The organism is Pseudomonas sp. NBRC 111133, assembly GCF_001320605.1.
Taxonomy (GTDB): domain Bacteria; phylum Pseudomonadota; class Gammaproteobacteria; order Pseudomonadales; family Pseudomonadaceae; genus Aquipseudomonas; species Aquipseudomonas monteilii.
Map to the genome: position 1 here is coordinate 1 of NZ_BCBJ01000009.1, position 16,324 is coordinate 16,324.

17 protein-coding genes are annotated in these 16,324 nt (G+C 62.4%); 3 read left to right on the forward strand and 14 right to left on the reverse strand.

Annotation, left to right across the window (positions count from 1 at the left end; all coding sequences use genetic code 11):
• Positions 1-51: 51 nt before the first annotated feature.
• The 3 genes from APH36_RS02705 to APH36_RS02715 form a co-directional block, all read right to left on the reverse strand.
• A complete protein-coding gene (locus tag APH36_RS02705; RefSeq protein WP_060497383.1) occupies positions 52-1,158 on the reverse strand; it encodes an NADH:flavin oxidoreductase/NADH oxidase in 1,107 nt (368 codons plus the stop codon).
• Positions 1,159-1,596: 438 nt separating this feature from the next.
• Positions 1,597-3,306, reverse strand: coding sequence for a single-stranded-DNA-specific exonuclease RecJ (gene recJ, locus APH36_RS02710; RefSeq protein ID WP_060497384.1), 1,710 nt, complete (start codon positions 3,304-3,306; stop codon positions 1,597-1,599).
• An 8-nt stretch (positions 3,307-3,314) separates the two neighbouring features.
• Positions 3,315-3,857: a YaeQ family protein gene (locus APH36_RS02715; RefSeq protein WP_003252169.1), complete on the reverse strand. Its 543-nt coding sequence runs from the start codon at positions 3,855-3,857 to the stop codon at positions 3,315-3,317.
• A 131-nt stretch (positions 3,858-3,988) separates the two neighbouring features.
• Here APH36_RS02715 and APH36_RS02720 point away from each other — a divergent pair, with 131 nt between their 5' ends.
• Entirely contained in the window at positions 3,989-5,188 is a 1,200-nt protein-coding gene (locus tag APH36_RS02720; protein WP_060497385.1) for a CaiB/BaiF CoA-transferase family protein, read from the forward strand.
• Between the two features lie 21 nt (positions 5,189-5,209).
• Positions 5,210-6,085, forward strand: a complete 876-nt coding sequence (locus tag APH36_RS02725; RefSeq protein WP_060497386.1) for a TIGR02285 family protein — start codon at positions 5,210-5,212, stop codon at positions 6,083-6,085.
• A gap of 138 nt (positions 6,086-6,223) precedes the next feature.
• On the opposite strand, the gene APH36_RS02730 is transcribed toward APH36_RS02725, so the two are convergent.
• The 6 genes from APH36_RS02730 to xerD form a co-directional block, all read right to left on the reverse strand.
• Positions 6,224-6,505 (reverse strand): DUF3509 domain-containing protein, encoded by a 282-nt coding sequence (locus APH36_RS02730; RefSeq protein ID WP_060497387.1) that lies wholly within the window; start codon positions 6,503-6,505, stop codon positions 6,224-6,226.
• Positions 6,506-6,584: 79 nt separating this feature from the next.
• On the reverse strand, positions 6,585-7,004 hold the full coding sequence (locus tag APH36_RS02735; RefSeq protein WP_060497388.1) for a response regulator: 420 nt from the start codon (positions 7,002-7,004) through the stop codon (positions 6,585-6,587).
• Positions 7,005-7,224: 220 nt separating this feature from the next.
• Entirely contained in the window at positions 7,225-8,634 is a 1,410-nt protein-coding gene (gene thrC, locus APH36_RS02740) for a threonine synthase (protein ID WP_060497389.1), read from the reverse strand.
• Positions 8,635-8,689: 55 nt separating this feature from the next.
• Complete coding sequence (locus APH36_RS02745; protein ID WP_016712995.1) at positions 8,690-9,994, reverse strand: homoserine dehydrogenase; 1,305 nt, start codon at positions 9,992-9,994, stop codon at positions 8,690-8,692.
• A gap of 83 nt (positions 9,995-10,077) precedes the next feature.
• Positions 10,078-10,821, reverse strand: coding sequence for a thioredoxin fold domain-containing protein (locus APH36_RS02750; protein ID WP_060497390.1), 744 nt, complete (start codon positions 10,819-10,821; stop codon positions 10,078-10,080).
• Positions 10,822-10,974: 153 nt separating this feature from the next.
• Positions 10,975-11,871 carry a site-specific tyrosine recombinase XerD gene (gene xerD / locus APH36_RS02755; protein WP_060497391.1) on the reverse strand — a complete coding sequence of 299 codons (897 nt, stop codon included), beginning with the start codon at positions 11,869-11,871 and terminating at the stop codon, positions 10,975-10,977.
• 68 nt (positions 11,872-11,939) lie between these two features.
• On the opposite strand from xerD, the gene APH36_RS02760 reads away from it, so the two are divergent.
• On the forward strand, positions 11,940-13,745 hold the full coding sequence (locus APH36_RS02760; protein ID WP_060497392.1) for a sodium:proton antiporter: 1,806 nt from the start codon (positions 11,940-11,942) through the stop codon (positions 13,743-13,745).
• Positions 13,746-13,748: 3 nt separating this feature from the next.
• On the opposite strand, the gene APH36_RS02765 is transcribed toward APH36_RS02760, so the two are convergent.
• The 5 genes from APH36_RS02765 to rpsP form a co-directional block, all read right to left on the reverse strand.
• Positions 13,749-14,156 (reverse strand): acyl-CoA thioesterase, encoded by a 408-nt coding sequence (locus APH36_RS02765; RefSeq protein ID WP_010952562.1) that lies wholly within the window; start codon positions 14,154-14,156, stop codon positions 13,749-13,751.
• A gap of 95 nt (positions 14,157-14,251) precedes the next feature.
• Positions 14,252-14,602, reverse strand: a complete 351-nt coding sequence (gene rplS, locus APH36_RS02770) for a 50S ribosomal protein L19 (RefSeq protein ID WP_003252148.1) — start codon at positions 14,600-14,602, stop codon at positions 14,252-14,254.
• 42 nt (positions 14,603-14,644) lie between these two features.
• Positions 14,645-15,397 carry a tRNA (guanosine(37)-N1)-methyltransferase TrmD gene (gene trmD / locus APH36_RS02775; RefSeq protein ID WP_008094486.1) on the reverse strand — a complete coding sequence of 251 codons (753 nt, stop codon included), beginning with the start codon at positions 15,395-15,397 and terminating at the stop codon, positions 14,645-14,647.
• 3 nt (positions 15,398-15,400) lie between these two features.
• Positions 15,401-15,937, reverse strand: coding sequence for a ribosome maturation factor RimM (gene rimM, locus APH36_RS02780; protein ID WP_060497393.1), 537 nt, complete (start codon positions 15,935-15,937; stop codon positions 15,401-15,403).
• A gap of 5 nt (positions 15,938-15,942) precedes the next feature.
• Positions 15,943-16,194 carry a 30S ribosomal protein S16 gene (gene rpsP, locus APH36_RS02785; protein WP_008094480.1) on the reverse strand — a complete coding sequence of 84 codons (252 nt, stop codon included), beginning with the start codon at positions 16,192-16,194 and terminating at the stop codon, positions 15,943-15,945.
• Positions 16,195-16,324: the final 130 nt, after the last annotated feature.

Sequence of the window (16,324 nt, forward strand, 5' to 3'; positions counted from 1 at the left end):
GATTTCAGCCCTACACAAAAATTTTTGCCAACCACCCGCAAGCCGACAATGCTAGTCGCGCAGATCCGACTCGTGAATCGGGTTGGCCCGGCTGGTCGCACGTTGGTACTGCGCGGGCCAGGTAGCTTTGTTACCGCCCAGGTCATCATCGGCATGCAGCGGCCAGTACGGGTCGCGCAGCAGTTCGCGGGCGAGGAAGATGATGTCGGCCTGGCCGGTCCGCAAAATGTGCTCGGCCTGAGCCGGTTCGGTGATCATGCCCACGGTGCCGGTGGCGATTTCCGATTCCTTGCGCACGCGTTCGGCGAAGCGGGTCTGATAGCCGGGGCCGGTAGGGATCTCGGCGTTTACCGAAGTGCCGCCGGAAGATACGTCGATCAGGTCGACACCCAAACCGCGCAGTCGGCGGGCCAGTTCGACGGTTTCATCGGGGTTCCAGCCGTCTTCGACCCAATCGGTTGCCGATACCCGCACCAACAGCGGCAATTCGGCCGGCCAGATCTTGCGCACGGCCTCGACCACTTGCAGGGTCAGGCGGATGCGGTTCTCGAAGCAGCTGCCGTACTCGTCGCGGCGCTGGTTACTCAACGGGGACAGGAACTGATGCAACAGGTAGCCATGGGCCGCATGGATTTCGACCACCTTGAAACCGGCCTTCAAGGCGCGCTCGGTCGAGGCGACGAAGGCAGCGATCACACCCTGGATCTCGTCGTGGTTCAATTCACGTGGCGGCGTGTGTTGTGGGTCGAACGCAATCTTTGATGGCCCTACTGGCTGCCAGCCACCGTCTTCGAGCTTCACACTGCCCTGCTTGCCCAGCCATGGGCGATAGGTACTGGCCTTGCGCCCGGCGTGGGCCAGCTGGATACCAGGCACGGCACCTTGTGCGGTGATGAAGCGGGTAATACGTTGCAGCGGGGCGATCTGAGCGTCGTCCCACAGGCCAAGGTCTTCGGCGGTGATGCGGCCATCCGCGGTGACCGCCACGGCTTCAGTGATAACCAGGCCTGCACCACCCACGGCGCGGCTGCCCAAATGAACAAGGTGCCAATCGTTGGCCAGGCCATCGACGGCGGAATACTGGCACATCGGTGACACAGCGATGCGGTTGGGCAGGGTCAGCTGACGCAGGGTGTAAGGCTCGAGCAGCAGGCTCATGAGGGCACCTCCCAAGGACTCCAATGGTGATCCGGCCCGGACACTCAATTGCACGCCCCTGGCCCAGGTCCGGTCATAACTTCAGACTAGACCAGAATGGGTGGGGGGTAGGTTCCATGGGATTTTGGGTGGGGTGCTGGATGGTGGTTGGCTCGAAAGTGATGTCGCCTGTGAGATCGAGCGCCGCCCGCGCGGCGCATCGCGAGCTGCGCTCGCTCCTACGTTTGTTTCGGGTCAGTCATGCCTGTGAAAAACGCGCGCGACCGCCTTGTTGGTACGACACGATATCGAGCCATGCGCAAAAGCGTTCGCGCGCAAATCCCACAGGAATTATTGGCCCGAAACAAACGTAGGAGCGAGCGCAGCTCACGATGCGCCGCGCGGGCGGCGCTCTATCTCCGTCACACCACAAAAATCAAAGCGAACCCCGCGAGACCCTCAGCGTGGCTCCATGTGGGCAATCATCAACTGCACACTTTCATTCCCACGAAACTCGTTCACATCCAGCTTGTAGGCCAGCTCGACCCAGCGCACGGTCGGGTTCGGCCACACTTCGCGGTCGATGCCGAAGGCAATACCGTCCAGCCGCACCGAACCGCACTCGCTCTTGAGCACCACCTTCAGATGCCGTTCGCCCACCACACGCTGCTCCACCAGCTGGAACACGCCATGGAACAGCGGCTCTGGGAAGTGCTGGCCCCAAGGGCCGGCGTGGCGCAAGGCTTTGGCCAGGTCGAGGTGGAACTCTTCCACGGCCAGGCTGCCATCGGACAGCAACCGGCCGGTGAGGTCTTCTTCACGCAACTGGCGCCGCACTTCTTCGTCGAATGCTTCGGCAAATGCGGGGAAATTGCCCTCGGGCAACGACAGCCCCGCTGCCATGGCGTGGCCGCCGAACTTGCTGATCAGCTCGGGGTGGCGGGCCGCTACGGCATCCAGCGCGTCACGGATGTGGAACCCCGGCACCGAACGCGCCGAACCTTTGAGCATGCCCTCGCCGGCATCGGCAAAAGCGATAGTCGGCCGGTGATAACGTTCTTTCAGGCGCGAAGCCAGAATACCGATCACGCCTTGGTGCCAATCTGCATCGAACAGGCACAGGCCATAAGGCATGGACTCGACCGGCAGGTCCTTGAGCTGGGCCAGGGCTTCGCGCTGCATGCCCTGCTCGATGGACTTGCGGTCCTGGTTCAGGTCGTCCAGCTGCTGAGCCATGTCCTGGGCCAGGGCCGCGTCTTCGCACAGCAGGCACTCGATGCCCAGGCTCATGTCGTCCAGGCGCCCGGCAGCGTTCAACCGAGGGCCAAGGATGAAACCCAGGTCGGTCGAGGTGATGCGCCGGTGGTCACGGCGGGCCACTTCCAGAATGGCTTTCAGCCCTGGCCGGGCACGGCCGGCGCGAATACGCTCGAGGCCCTGGTGCACCAGAATGCGGTTGTTGGCATCCAGCGGTACCACATCGGCGACGCTGCCCAGCGCGACCAGGTCGAGCAGTTCGCCGATGTTCGGCTGCGGTTGCGTCTCGTAGCGTCCCAAGCTGCGCAAGCGCGCGCGCAGGGCCATCAGCACATAGAAGATCACCCCGACCCCGGCCAGCGCCTTGCTCGGGAACGTACAGCCCGGCTGGTTGGGGTTGATGATGGCGTCGGCGTCAGGCAGTTGCTGACCCGGCAGATGATGGTCGGTGACCAGTACCTTGAGCCCGGCAGCCTTAGCAGCGGCCACACCCTCAACACTGGAAATGCCGTTGTCCACAGTAATCAGCAATTGCGGCTGACGCTGCAGCGCCACCTCGACGATTTCCGGGGTCAGGCCGTAGCCGTACTCGAACCGGTTGGGCACCAGGTAATCGACATGGGCCGCGCCCAGCAGGCGCAGGCCCAGCACCCCGACAGTGCTGGCGGTGGCACCATCGGCATCGAAGTCACCCACAATCAGGATACGTTGGCGCTGGTCGAGGGCCTCGACCAGCAGGTTAACACCGGCCTCGATGCCCTTGAGCTGCTGATACGGCAGCAGACGCGCCAGGCTTTTGTCCAGCTCGGCCTCGCTTTGCACGCCACGGGCGGCGTACAGGCGGGTCAGCAAGGGAGGCAGGTTACCCAGGAATGGCAGGGTCGGCGGCAGGGGGCGAGGTTCGATACGCATGGGTTGCTTCAGCCACGCTCACCGAGCAGCCACTGCAGTTGCACTTCATGCTGGCCACGGTCGTCAGTCACGAACACCGTGCCTTCGCTGATCATCACGTCCCACTTGATGCTGCGCGGCATGTCGGTGGCCAGGGTTTCCAGCACTTCCTGTGGCACGGCAGCAATGCTCAGGTTCTTCAGGTTCTTGACCGCGCTCACCACTTTGCCTTCCCACACGCGCAGGCTGCCGTAGGCCAGCAGGCTGGTGCGCTCGGTACGGCGCGAGCACCAGGTCAGGCGGTCGGCATCGGGTTGGCCGACTTCGATCCAGTGCAGCACGCGGTCGTCCAGGCTCTTTTCCCACAGCGCCGGCTCATCGACATCCGACAGGCCACGGCCAAACGACAAGTTCTCGTTGTACCAAAGCGCGTACGCCAACAAACGAACTGCCATACGCTCTTCGGTTTCCGACGGGTGACGAGCGATGGTTTGCTTGACGCTTTCGTAGACGTTGCGATCGAGGTCGGTGAGATTCAATTCGAACTTGTAGGTGGTGGACGGCTGGGCCATGGTCGAGGGGCTTCGTGCAAAAGAAAAGTGGCACAGTCTAACCCATCCGCACCGTCCATGCGCCGCAGCAGTACCCGGCGAAACCGACGTGTGATAAAACCACGGCTCTGCCCAGCTGCCACGGATGCCCCATGTCGACGCCCAGCAAACCCCTCGCCGGCCTTAAAGTTGTGGAACTCGGCACGCTGATTGCCGGGCCGTTCGCCTCACGCATCTGTGCCGAATTCGGTGCAGAAGTGATCAAGGTCGAGTCTCCGGATGGCGGCGACCCGCTGCGCAAGTGGCGCAAGCTGTATGAGGGCACTTCGCTGTGGTGGTTCGTGCAGGCGCGCAACAAGCAGTCGCTCACGCTTAACCTCAAGCACCCCGAAGGCCGCGAGGTGCTGAAAAAACTGCTGGCCCAAGCCGACATTCTGATCGAAAACTTCCGCCCGGGCGTGCTCGAAAAGCTCGGCCTGGGCTGGGATGTGCTGCATGCCCTTAACCCGCGTCTGGTCATGGTACGCCTGTCGGGCTTTGGCCAGACCGGGCCGATGAAAGACCAGCCCGGCTTCGGCGCGGTGGGCGAGTCGATGGGTGGTCTGCGCTACATTACCGGCTTCGACGACCGCCCGCCGGTGCGCACGGGCATTTCCATCGGTGACTCAATTGCTGCCCTGTGGGGGGTGATTGGCGCGTTAATGGCGCTGCGCCACCATGAGGTCAATGGCGGCCAGGGCCAGGTTGTGGACGTGGCGCTGTATGAGGCGATCTTCGCCATGATGGAAAGCATGGTGCCGGAATTCGATGTGTTCGGGTTTATCCGCGAGCGCACCGGCAACATCATGCCGGGCATCACACCCTCCTCCATCCACACCAGCGCCGACGGCAAGCATGTGCAAATTGGCGCCAACGGCGATGCCATCTTCAAACGTTTCATGCTGGCGATTGGCCGCACCGACCTGGCGGATGACCCTACCCTGGCCACCAATGATGGCCGCGACCTGCGCCGTGACGAACTCTACGGAGTGATTGACCGCTGGGCCAACAGCCTGCCGCTGGACCAACTGATGCAGGTGCTGACCACGGCAGAGGTGCCTGCCAGCCGCATCTACTCGGCCGAGGACATGTTCAATGACCCGCAATACCTGGCACGAGAGATGTTCCTGCAGGCCAAGTTGCCGGATGGCAAGCCGTTCCGCACGCCGGGCATCGTGCCCAAGCTGTCGGATACACCTGGCTCCACCGAGTGGGTCGGCCCGGCGCTGGGCGAACACACCGAGGCACTGCTCACCCGCCTGGGCTATGACGCAGCGGCCATTGCCGGCCTGCGCCAGGCCGGCGCGGTCTGAAGCCTGCCGCTGCCCTTGCCGATGCGCGCTGCCTGCTGGCTACGCCACCTGATCCTGCTGTGCGGGCTACTGCCCGCATTGCTCATGCAATCTGCCAGCGCCAAGGAGCGCATCTTCTGGCTGGTGCGCGACCTGCCACCCTTCACCATTTTCGAAGGCCCGCAAAAAGGCCAAGGGGTGATCGACCAGCTATTGCCGCTGCTGACCAGGCAGATGGCCGAGTACGACCACACCATCGTGCGGGTGAACCGTGCACGCGGCATCCAGATGCTGCAAGACCGCAACACATTCACCTGCGACCCGACCCTGCTATGGACCCCGGAACGAGCCAGATACGCGCTTTTTTCCATGCCAACGCTGGGTGTGCTCAGCGGTGGCCTGGTGCTGCGCAAAGAAAACCAGGCACTGGTAGCGCCCTACCTCGAAAGCCAGGAAGTGGACCTGCATGGCCTGCTGAGCAAGGCGCCGGTGAAACTGGGCATTGTTGCCGAACGTAGCTATGGCACGCAGATCGACGCCATTCTGCAGCAGCTACCTGATACTGCGCTTAGCCGGCACTATGGCAACGACGCCACAGCTAACTTGCTGCAAATGCAAAAACTGGGGCGCCTACGCTTGGTGCTCGGCTACTGGCACGAAGTTCGTTACTTGCTTCAGCAGCAAGGCGGCTCCCTGGCCGACTATCAGTTTCATCCTGTCCAGGGGGGGGAGCGCTATCAGTTTCTCCATGTCGCCTGTTCTGACAATCCGTCGGGCCGCAAAGCGGTAGCGCATATCAACCGGCTATTGCCTGCTTTGCGCCGGGACGTGCTGCCTGGCTTGTATGCGCACTGGCTGGACCCGTCGTTGCAGGAAGACTACCTGGAAGACAGCAAACGCTTCTTCGAAGCCCCTTGATCACCTGAAAAAAGAAACCCCGGACGCTGGGGAAGACGCCCGGGGCCAAGCGAAAGTCCTTGGGGACTTCCCGTGACAGCCTTGCCAGCGCCGGAGCAAAGCACTGGCTGGCTGCCCCTACAGTGTCTGATAAACCACTCAGGCAAAGGTTCCCTGCGGTTGTTGACGCTGCTGCAATGCCGCGATCACGCAGGGCTGCAAGCGCCCTTCGGCGATCTGCAGGTCACGGTGCAGGCCATCCACCAGATCGATCAACAGGCGTTGCTCCTTCAACTGGCGCTCGCTGACCGTGCGCCGCAGGGTGATGCCGGCGAGGCGGTCGTAAACGGTCAGTTGACGATTGCCATTGGCATCGGTGATGCCGAGGTGAGTCTGGTAGGGGGTCAGGGCGTCGTTGAGCAGGCTGCAGATTCTTTCCATCCGGATCACTCGCTGCGTGGTGGGATCTAAAGGAACTGACCAGCAGGCGCCGCAGAAAGTTCGTCAAACCGCGCCCGCTTCAGTGAGCATGCGGGGCTGAGATGACAGTTTGAATACGCTGCCTCGGGCGGGCCTGCAGTGTTTGCAGGGCATGCTGCAGGCCCGGCATCGACAGCGGCCAGGGCAGCTCGGCGAGCACCCATAGCCCTTGGTTTCTTGCCTCCTGAGCTAGGTTCTGATGCTTCGGTGGGGCTTTGCCGACGAACAGCAACGCGCGTGACCGATGCTGCCGGGCGAGCAAGGCAAGGCCTGCGCGAGTTGGCATGGCATGGTCGAGAATCAGCAGGTCGGGGCGACGCTCAGCGTTCAGGCAGGCGTCCAGGTCGGTGGCGTTCGCGCTGATGCGCACATTGAACAGGCCTTGAGCGTTGAGGGCCTGGTGCAGGAGGATCTGGTGGGATGGGCGAGCCTGGTGAATCAACACATAGGGCTGGTGCATGAGCCGCTCCTGGTGGGAGGACCGGCTAAGTTAGCGTTGCGCTTGGCATGGAAGAATGAGATTTTTCCTGCGCCGCCCAAGAAAAATCCGAGATTTTGGGGCTGCTTTGCAGCCCATCGCCGGCAAGCCAGCTCCCACATGTATTGCACATGACCTTGGATTTACGCGATCGAGGTGGGCGCTGGCTTGCCGGCGATGGGCCGCAACGCGGCCCCGGCTGTTACAGCGGTTTGCCGCGGTTGCCGTGCTGGCTGACAAAGCTCTGAACAGCTTTCAGGTCATTGGCCAGTACCGTGCAACGCTCTTCACGGCTGAACAGATCGCTGAGGTGTGCCGGCAGCTCCAGCGCCTTGCCAACACCTGCCTTCTCCACCGCTTCCGGGAACTTGACCGGGTGGGCGGTACCCAGCACCACCATCGGCGTGGCCAGGCTGCGACGGCACTCGCGCGCGGCTTTGACGCCGATTGCGGTATGCGGGTCGAGCACTTCACCCGTGGCGGCGAACACCTCGGCAATGGTCTCGCAGGTTTGCTCGTCGCTGACGGCCAGCGAGTCGAACAGCTTGCGCGCTTCGGTCCAGCGGTCTTGCTCGACGCTGAAACCACCGCCCTGCTTGAAGTTGGCCATCAGTTCGGCGATGGCGCCACCGTTGCGGCCGTGCAGGTCGAACAACAGGCGTTCGAAGTTGGACGAAACCATGATGTCCATCGACGGCGACAGGGTCGCGTGCAGGGTTTCCTTCACATACTGGTTGCCGCTCATGAAGCGGTGCAGGATGTCGTTGCGGTTGGTGGCGACGATCAGCTGGCTGACCGGCAGGCCCATGTTGCGCGCCAGGTAACCGGCGAAGATGTCGCCAAAGTTGCCGGTAGGGACCGAGAACGCGATCGAACGCGCCGGGCCACCCAACTGCAGGGCTGCATGGAAGTAGTAGACGATCTGGGCCATGATCCGCGCCCAGTTGATCGAGTTGACCGCTACCAGGCGGGTGCCCTTGAGGAACGACTGGTCAGCGAAGCTGGCCTTGACCATTTCCTGGCAGTCGTCGAAGTTACCTTCGATGGCGATGTTGTGGATGTTGTCGCCGAAGAGGGTGGTCATCTGGCGGCGCTGCACTTCCGACACGCGCTGGTGCGGGTGCAGGATGAAGATGTCGACGTTGTCGCAACGGCGGCAGCCTTCGATGGCGGCGGAACCGGTGTCACCGCTGGTGGCGCCGATGATCACCACGCGCTCGTTGCGCTTGGCCAGCACGTGGTCGAGCAGGCGGCCGAGCAGCTGCAGGGCGAAGTCCTTAAACGCCAGGGTCGGGCCGTGGAACAGCTCCAGCACCCACTCGTTGCTGTTCAGCTGACGCAGCGGGGCGACTGCGGCGTGGGCGAACTCGCCGTAGGTTTCTTCAAGAATCTTCTTGAAATCGGCGTCGGCGATGCTGCCTTCGACGAACGGACGCATCACACGGAAGGCCAGTTCGTGGTACGGCAGGCCGGCCCACGAGGCGATTTCTTCCTGGGTGAAGCGTGGCAGGTTCTCGGGTACGTACAGGCCGCCGTCACTGGCAAGGCCAGCCAGCAGCACGTCTTCGAAATTCAGGGCCGGTGCCTGGCCGCGGGTACTGATATAGCGCATGGGTGCAAACCTTCGATGCTAAGGCCCGGGCCGCGCCAGCAGCCCGAGAACACAATTAATTGAGCTGTTCGACGCGGATGCGCACGACCTTGCCGACCACGTCCTGCAGGGCTTCCAGGGCGACGATGGCATCGTTGATACGCTGCTCGACCACGCCGTGGGTCAGCAGGATCATCGGTACCAGGCCGTCCTGCTCTTCGGCTTCCTTCTGCATGATCGACTCGATGTTGATGCCACGCTCCGACAGGATACTGGCCACCTGGGCCAGTACGCCCGGGTGATCCTTGGCCTGGATGCGCAGGTAGTAGGCGCTTTCGCAGGCTTCGATCGGCAGGATCGGGTGGGCCGACAGCGCGTCTGGCTGGAAGGCCAGGTGCGGCACGCGGTTTTCCGGGTCGGAGGTCATGGCACGCACCACATCCACCAGGTCACCGACCACCGACGAAGCGGTAGGCTCCATGCCGGCGCCCGCGCCGTAGTACAGGGTGGAACCGGCGGCGTCACCGTTGACCATCACGGCGTTCATCACGCCGTTGACGTTGGCGATCAGGCGGTCAGCCGGGATCAGCGTGGGGTGTACGCGCAGCTCGATGCCTTCTGCAGTCCGACGCGCCACACCCAGGTGCTTGATGCGGTAGCCCAGGGCCTCGGCATAGTTCACGTCAGCGGTGGTCAGCTGGGTGATGCCTTCGGTGTAGGCCTTGTCGAACTGCAACGGGATGCCGAAGGCGATGGACGCCAGGATGGTCAGCTTGTGCGCGGCGTCGATACCCTCGACGTCGAAGGTCGGGTCGGCTTCGGCGTAACCCAGCGCCTGGGCTTCGGCCAGCACGTCCGGGAAGGCGCGGCCCTTCTCGCGCATTTCGGTGAGGATGAAGTTGCCGGTGCCGTTGATGATACCGGCCAGCCAGTTGATGCGGTTGGCCGACAGGCCCTCGCGGATGGCCTTGATCACCGGGATGCCGCCAGCCACGGCCGCTTCGAAGGCGACGATGACGCCCTTCTCGCGGGCCTTGGCGAAGATTTCGTTGCCGTGCACGGCAATCAGCGCCTTGTTGGCGGTGACCACGTGCTTGCCGTTTTCAATGGCCTTGAGTACCAGGTCGCGGGCGATGGTGTAGCCACCGATCAGCTCGATGACAATGTCGATCTCCGGGTTGCTCGCAACTTCGAACACGTCAGCGGTAATGGGGGTACCGGTAATCTGGCAGTTCGGGTTCTGCGAGCGCATGGCGATCTGTGCCACTTCAATACCGCGCCCGGCACGGCGGGCAATCTCCTCGGCGTTGCGCTGAAGTACATTGAAGGTTCCGCCACCGACGGTCCCCAACCCACAGATGCCTACTTTGACCGGTTTCACTGTGAACTCCCCATTGAACGGCCAGCACGTTTGCCGACCGTGAAACATGCCGTCACCCCATGACGACGGCGTACTGAATTGGATTACTTGGCCAGTGCCAGCTTGGCGACCTGCGGTGCCGGCTGGTAGCCCGGAATGACCTGGCCGCTTTCAAGCACGATGGCCGGCGTGCCGTTGACGCCGATCGACTGGCCCAGCTGGAACTGCTTGCTGACCGGGTTGGTGCACTTGGCAGCCTTGATTTCTTCGCCTTCGACCATCTTGTCCATCGCCCCACGGCGGTCGCTGGAGCACCACACCGCCTGCAACTGCTGGTCACCCGGCGAGCCGAGGCCCTGACGCGGGAAGGCGACGTAGCGCACTTCGATACCGCGACGGTTCAGCTCGGGCACTTCGGCGTGCAGCTTGTGGCAGTACGGGCAGGTGGTGTCCGTGAATACGGTAATGTGCGACTTGGTCTCACCCTTGGCAGGATAAACCACCATCTCGGCGGCTGGAATGCCGTTGATGAGCTTGGCGATGCCTTGGCGCTCGGTTTTTTCGGTGAGGTTGACCGGCTTGCCGTCCTGGATCTGGAACAGGTAGCCCTGCATCACGAACTGGCCGTCGGCGCTGGCGTACAACACGCGGCCGCCCTGCAGCTTCACTTCATAAAGGCCGTTGAGCGGGCTGCTGGCCACGCTTTCCACGGGCACTTCCAGCTCAAGGTTCTGCAACGATTTACGGATGGCCTGCTCGGCAACGGCATTGCTATCGGTTGCCGCAGCTACGGCAAACGTACTGGCCAGCGCCAACGCGGCGGCGGCGAAAAACTGGGTCACGCGCATGGGAACTCCTGAAGGCGGACAGGGACCGGAGGGCGCCACCTGCGGAAAAAACGCGGTGGCCGTGCGGCCCTTGGTGCAAACCGCCCAAGCCTACCACATCACACCGTCGGTGAAGGGCCTTGCAAGGACCAGTCGGCGGAACATGAAAAACATTCATCCACGCGGGTGGTGCTGGGCGTGCAACTGCTGCAGACGGGCCTTGGCGACGTGGGTGTAGATCTGCGTGGTGGACAGGTCGCTGTGGCCAAGCAGCATCTGCACCACGCGCAAGTCGGCGCCATGGTTGAGCAGGTGGGTGGCGAAGGCGTGACGCAGGGTATGCGGCGACAGCGGCTTGTCGATGCCGGCAACACGGGCGTGATGCTTGATGCGGTGCCAGAAGGTCTGCCGGGTCATCTGCTCGCCACGCAGGCTGGGGAACAGCACGTCGCTGGGGCGGCCATTGAGCAGTTCGGCGCGACCGTCACGTTGATAGCGCTCCAGCCACACGACCGCTTCTTCCCCCATCGGCACCAGGCGTTCCTTGCTGCCCTTGCCCATCACACGCAGTACACCCTGGCGCAGATTGACCTGATCGAGGGTCAGGCTGACCAGTTCGGTCACGCGCAGGCCGCAGGCATACAGCACTTCAAGCATGGCGCGGTCGCGCTGGCCAATGGCTTCGCCCAGGTCCGGAGCTTGCAGCAAAGCCTCGACGTCGGCTTCGGAGAGCGACTTGGGCAGCGGCTTGCCCAGCTGCGGCATCTCGACCTGCAGGGTCGGGTCGATGGCCACCAGTTTTTCCCGCAGCAGGTAGCGGAAGAAGCCGCGCAGGCCGGAAAGGAAGCGTGCCGTGGAGCGTGGTTTGTAGCCCTGGTCGAGGCGCCAGGCCAGGTGGTCGAGGATCAGGTCACGGCCGGCATCAGGCAAGGAAACCGAGTGCGCCTGCAGCCAGCCGTTGAACAGGGCCAGGTCGCTGCGGTAGGACACGCGGGTATTGTCGGACAGGCCTTTTTCGAGCCACAGGGCGTCAAGAAACTGGTCGATCAGGGGATGGTCGAGGGCGGACATGAAAACTCGGTGGCAAACGGCGGATTGATGCTTAGTCTTTCATAACAGCGCAAGCATAGGGAGCCCACATGAGCGAAGAGCAGATACTACTTAGCGTCGGCGGCATCGGCGCCGCTGCACTGGCCTGCCAGTGGCTGGCCTGGCGCCTGAAGCTACCGGCGATTCTGTTTCTGCTGCTGACCGGGATCATTGCCGGCCCGGCACTGGGCTGGCTCGACCCCGAGGCGTTGTTCGGCCGACTGCTGATGCCGCTGGTGTCGCTGGCAGTGGCGCTGATCCTGTTCGAAGGCAGCCTCACCCTGCACCTGTCGCAGTGGCGTGAAATCGGCAGCGTGGTGCATCGCCTGGTCACCGTGGGCGCGCTGGTCACCTGGCTGGTCATCGCCCTGGCGACCCACTGGCTGCTGGGGTTCGACTGGCCGCTGGCGATTCTGTTCGGCACCTTGACCCTTGTGACTGGCCCCACTGTGATCGTGCCGATGCTGCGCGTGGTGCGGCCAAAGTCGACCATCGCCAACATCCTGCGCTGGGAAGGGATCATGATCGACCCCATCGGTGCGCTGCTGGCCGTGGTGGTGTACAGCTTCATCATCGCCAGTGCAGACGGCAATGGCCTGTTCCAGAGCCTCACTACCTTTGCGGGGGTCATTTTCTGCGGTACCGCCCTGGGTGCAGCCGGGGGTTGGCTGCTGGGGCAAATCATGCGCGAGCAATGGCTGCCGGAATACCTGCACAACCTCGCATCCCTGGCGGCGGTGCTGGGTATTTTCATCGCCGCCAACCAGATCGTGCACGAGTCCGGGTTACTGGCAGTGACCGTGATGGGCATGTGGCTGGCCAACATGCGCGGGGTGGATGTGCGGCAGATCCTGCACTTCAAGGAGAACCTCAGCGTACTGCTGATTTCCGGCCTGTTCATCCTGCTGGCTGCGCGCCTTGACCTGCATGCCCTGCTGGGCCTCGGCCCGGCGGTACTGGCGTTGTTGCTGGTGATCCAGCTGCTGGCACGCCCGCTGAACGTGTGGCTGGCCACACTGGGCTCGCCGCTCAGTTGGCGGGAACGGGCGCTGCTGGCCTGGATTGCCCCACGCGGCATCGTTGCCGCCGCCGTTTCAGCGATTTTCGCCATCCGCCTTCATCAGGCCGGGCACCCGGACGCCTTGCTGCTGGTGCCGCTGACCTTCGCCGTGATCATCGGCACGGTGGTACTGCAAAGCGCCACGGCCAGGCCGCTGGCACGCCTGCTCAAGGTCGCCGAACCGGCGCCCAGTGGTTTTCTGGTGGTCGGTGCCAGCGAGCCGGCCCGGGCCATCGCCAAAGCCCTGCAGCAATTGGGCTGTCGGGTTTTGCTGACAGACTCCAGCTGGGAAAACATTCGCGCCGCGCGCATGGACGGGCTACCGACCTACTTTGGCAACCCCGCCTCGCAACATGCCGACGCGCACCTGGATCTGGTCGGCCTCGGGCACTTGCTGGGGCTGTCGCCCGCTGGCGAAATCAACGCCCTGGCCTGCGCAAGGTTCCGCCATGACTTCGGTAACGGCCGGCTGTTCGTGCTGGCCAGCGGCCTGGAGAAGCAACGCAGCGACAAGCACCAAGCTGCCGAAGAGCATCGGGGGCAGCTCCTGGGGGCCAGCCCGATGACCTATCTGCAACTGGCCACCCGCCTGCATCAGGGCGCCGAACTGTACAGTACCAACCTGACCGAAGGCTTTGACTGGGATGCCTACCAGGCTCTGCATGGCGAGCGTGCACACTTGCTGTTCGCGCGCGACGGGCAGGGCTGGGTGCATGTCGCCAGCCCCGACAACCCGCTACAGCCACAACCGGGCTGGACCCTGGTGGCGTTGATCGAGCCTGCCCCGGAGCCCTGACACTCAAGCGCCCGGGAGCACCGGCACCGGGCGCTTGTCCTCGTCAATGGCGACAAAGCTGAACACACCGTGAATGGCCCGTTCGCGGCCGTCCAGGTACATGTTCTCGACAAACACGTCCACCTGCACCTGCAAGCTGGTATTACCCACTTTGATCACCGTGCCCACCAGTTCGACGATCGAGCCCGCCGGAATCGGGTGCTTGAAGTCGATGCGATCGGTGGACACGGTCACCAGCGGCAGGCGGCAAAAGCGCGTGGCGGCGATGAACGACACTTCGTCCATCCAGGCCAGGGCGGTGCCGCCGAACAGGGTGTTGTGGTGGTTGGTGGTGTTGGGGAACACCGCCTTGGTCACGCGAGTCACCGACAGCTCGGTACGGCGCTGGATTTCCTGGTCTCGGGTAGTCATGGCATTCACATCTTTGAACGGTTCAAAACGCAAAAAAGCAGCCCGAAGGCTGCTTTTTTCTCGCTAGGCGGCCTCGGCCACCGGGCAAACTGCACTCAGGACAGTTTTTCCTTGATGCGAGCGGCTTTGCCGGACAGGTCGCGCAGGTAGTACAGCTTGGCTTTACGCACGTCACCACGACGTTTCACGGCCAGGCTGTCGATTTGCGGGCTGTAGGTCTGGAAGGTACGCTCTACGCCAACGCCGCTGGAGATCTTGCGCACGGTGAAGGCGCTGTTCAGACCGCGGTTACGCTTGGCGATAACAACGCCTTCGAACGCCTGCAGACGGGAACGCTCACCTTCCTTCACTTTAACCTGAACGACAACGGTGTCGCCTGGTGCGAAGGTCGGGATTTCCTTGCTCATCTGCTCGGCTTCGAGCTGCTGGATGATCTTGTTGGTCATGCTGTGCTCCTAAGATGGATACGCGATCCACCATCGATACGTTTAACTATCGTCCCGCTCGCGGAGGTATTCCTCGAGCAGCTTCTTCTCTTCTCCAGAAAGCGAGCGACTTTCCAGAAGATCGGCGCGTCGTTCGAAGGTCCTACCAAGGGACTGCTTCATCCTCCAACGCCGGATATGTGCATGGTTGCCACTTAGCAACACGTCGGGAACACGCTGATCCGCATACACCTCAGGTCGGGTGTAGTGCGGGCAATCCAGCAGACCGTCGGTGAAGGAATCTTCTTCCGCCGAGTCCACATGCCCTAAAGCTCCGGGCAGCAGCCGTGTAACCGCATCGATCAGTACCATGGCCGGCAGCTCGCCACCGGAAAGCACATAGTCCCCAATCGACCACTCCTCATCGACATGAGCCTCGATAAAGCGCTCGTCGATGCCTTCATAACGACCGGCGATCAGGATCAACGATTCCTGTTCGGCCAGGCCTTTGACCGCCTGCTGAGTCAGCTTGCGGCCTTGTGGCGAAAGGTAGATCACCTTTGCCGATGCTCCAGTCGCTTGCCTGGCGCTAACCAGGGCGTCTTCCAGAGGCTTGATTTTCATCACCATGCCCGGACCACCGCCAAACGGCCGATCATCTACCGTATGGTGACGATCTGTGGTGTAGTCCCGCGGGTTCCAGCAAGTCACCTGAAGCAACCCCTGTTTCACCGCGCGGCTGGTAATGCCGTACTCCGTGATGGCCGAGAACATCTCGGGGAACAACGTGATGACGTCTACGCGAAGGTTACCCATCGTTTAGAAGTCCGCGTCCCATTCAACCCGCATCACGCCTGCTTCCAGGTCGATGTTGAGCACGCATTGCGCCGTATAGGGCAACAGACGCTCGCGATCATCCAGGCTGCCTGCGCAGGGCTTGACCACCATTACATCGTTCGCACCGGTCTCCAACAGGTGATCGACCTTGCCGAACAGCTGTTCGTCCTGGTTGATGACCTTCAGGCCTTCCAACTGGTACCAGTAGTACTCGTCGGCCGCCAGGTTGGGCAAAAGGCTCCGCGAAATGCAGATTTCATAACCGCTCAGAAGACGGGCTTCATCGCGATCGTCGAGGCCTTTAAGCTTCACGACCAGGCCCTTTTGGGAGCCACGACCGTTGACCAGCTCGACCTGCTTTACCTTGCCTTCGTGCCGAAGCGTCCAGCGCGGATAATCCAACAGGTTTTCAATCGGATCGGTAAAGGAATACACCTTCACCTCGCCGCGAACGCCGTGAACCGAAAAAATCTTGCCGACGACGATGAGGTCATCAGCCTTTTCTGGCGTCGCGTTCATACTGTTCAGGCAGCGGCCTTGGCAGCGTCCTTCAGCAGCTGAGCAACGCGCTCAGACGGCTGTGCGCCCTGGCTCAGCCAGTAGGTGACGCGCTCTTGGTTGACCGACAGCTTGACTTCGGCGCCCGATGCGATCGGGTTGAAGAAGCCAACGCGCTCAACGAAACGGCCGTCACGGGCGTTACGCGAGTTGGTCACGGTCAGGTGGTAGAATGGGCGCTTTTTCGAGCCGCCACGGGCCAGACGAATGGTTACCATGTGAACATCGTTCCTATAGTCGGTGTTGCAGTTTGTACTGCAAATCTGAATGCCAAATAGGCACACGGGTGCCCAAAAGGCCGCATATTCTCGGGGAATACACGGACATTTGCAAATGACTTTTTCGGCA

Bases quoted from the DNA above. Each gene is read 5' to 3' on its own strand.
- rplS (WP_003252148.1), bottom strand. From the start codon at position 14,602: ATGACCAACAAGATCATCCAGCAGCTCGAAGCCGAGCAGATGAGCAAG.
- APH36_RS02765 (WP_010952562.1), bottom strand. From the start codon at position 14,156: ATGACTACCCGAGACCAGGAAATCCAGCGCCGTACCGAGCTGTCGGTG.
- APH36_RS02760 (WP_060497392.1), top strand. From the start codon at position 11,940: ATGAGCGAAGAGCAGATACTACTTAGCGTCGGCGGCATCGGCGCCGCT.
- trmD (WP_008094486.1), bottom strand. From the start codon at position 15,397: ATGGGTAACCTTCGCGTAGACGTCATCACGTTGTTCCCCGAGATGTTC.
- APH36_RS02730 (WP_060497387.1), bottom strand. From the start codon at position 6,505: ATGGAAAGAATCTGCAGCCTGCTCAACGACGCCCTGACCCCCTACCAG.
- xerD (WP_060497391.1), bottom strand. From the start codon at position 11,871: ATGTCCGCCCTCGACCATCCCCTGATCGACCAGTTTCTTGACGCCCTG.
- rpsP (WP_008094480.1), bottom strand. From the start codon at position 16,194: ATGGTAACCATTCGTCTGGCCCGTGGCGGCTCGAAAAAGCGCCCATTC.
- APH36_RS02735 (WP_060497388.1), bottom strand. From the start codon at position 7,004: ATGCACCAGCCCTATGTGTTGATTCACCAGGCTCGCCCATCCCACCAG.
- recJ (WP_060497384.1), bottom strand. From the start codon at position 3,306: ATGCGTATCGAACCTCGCCCCCTGCCGCCGACCCTGCCATTCCTGGGT.
- rimM (WP_060497393.1), bottom strand. From the start codon at position 15,937: ATGAACGCGACGCCAGAAAAGGCTGATGACCTCATCGTCGTCGGCAAG.
- thrC (WP_060497389.1), bottom strand. From the start codon at position 8,634: ATGCGCTATATCAGTACCCGCGGCCAGGCACCGGCCCTGAATTTCGAA.
- APH36_RS02720 (WP_060497385.1), top strand. From the start codon at position 3,989: ATGTCGACGCCCAGCAAACCCCTCGCCGGCCTTAAAGTTGTGGAACTC.
- APH36_RS02725 (WP_060497386.1), top strand. From the start codon at position 5,210: ATGCGCGCTGCCTGCTGGCTACGCCACCTGATCCTGCTGTGCGGGCTA.
- APH36_RS02715 (WP_003252169.1), bottom strand. From the start codon at position 3,857: ATGGCCCAGCCGTCCACCACCTACAAGTTCGAATTGAATCTCACCGAC.
- APH36_RS02705 (WP_060497383.1), bottom strand. From the start codon at position 1,158: ATGAGCCTGCTGCTCGAGCCTTACACCCTGCGTCAGCTGACCCTGCCC.
- APH36_RS02750 (WP_060497390.1), bottom strand. From the start codon at position 10,821: ATGCGCGTGACCCAGTTTTTCGCCGCCGCCGCGTTGGCGCTGGCCAGT.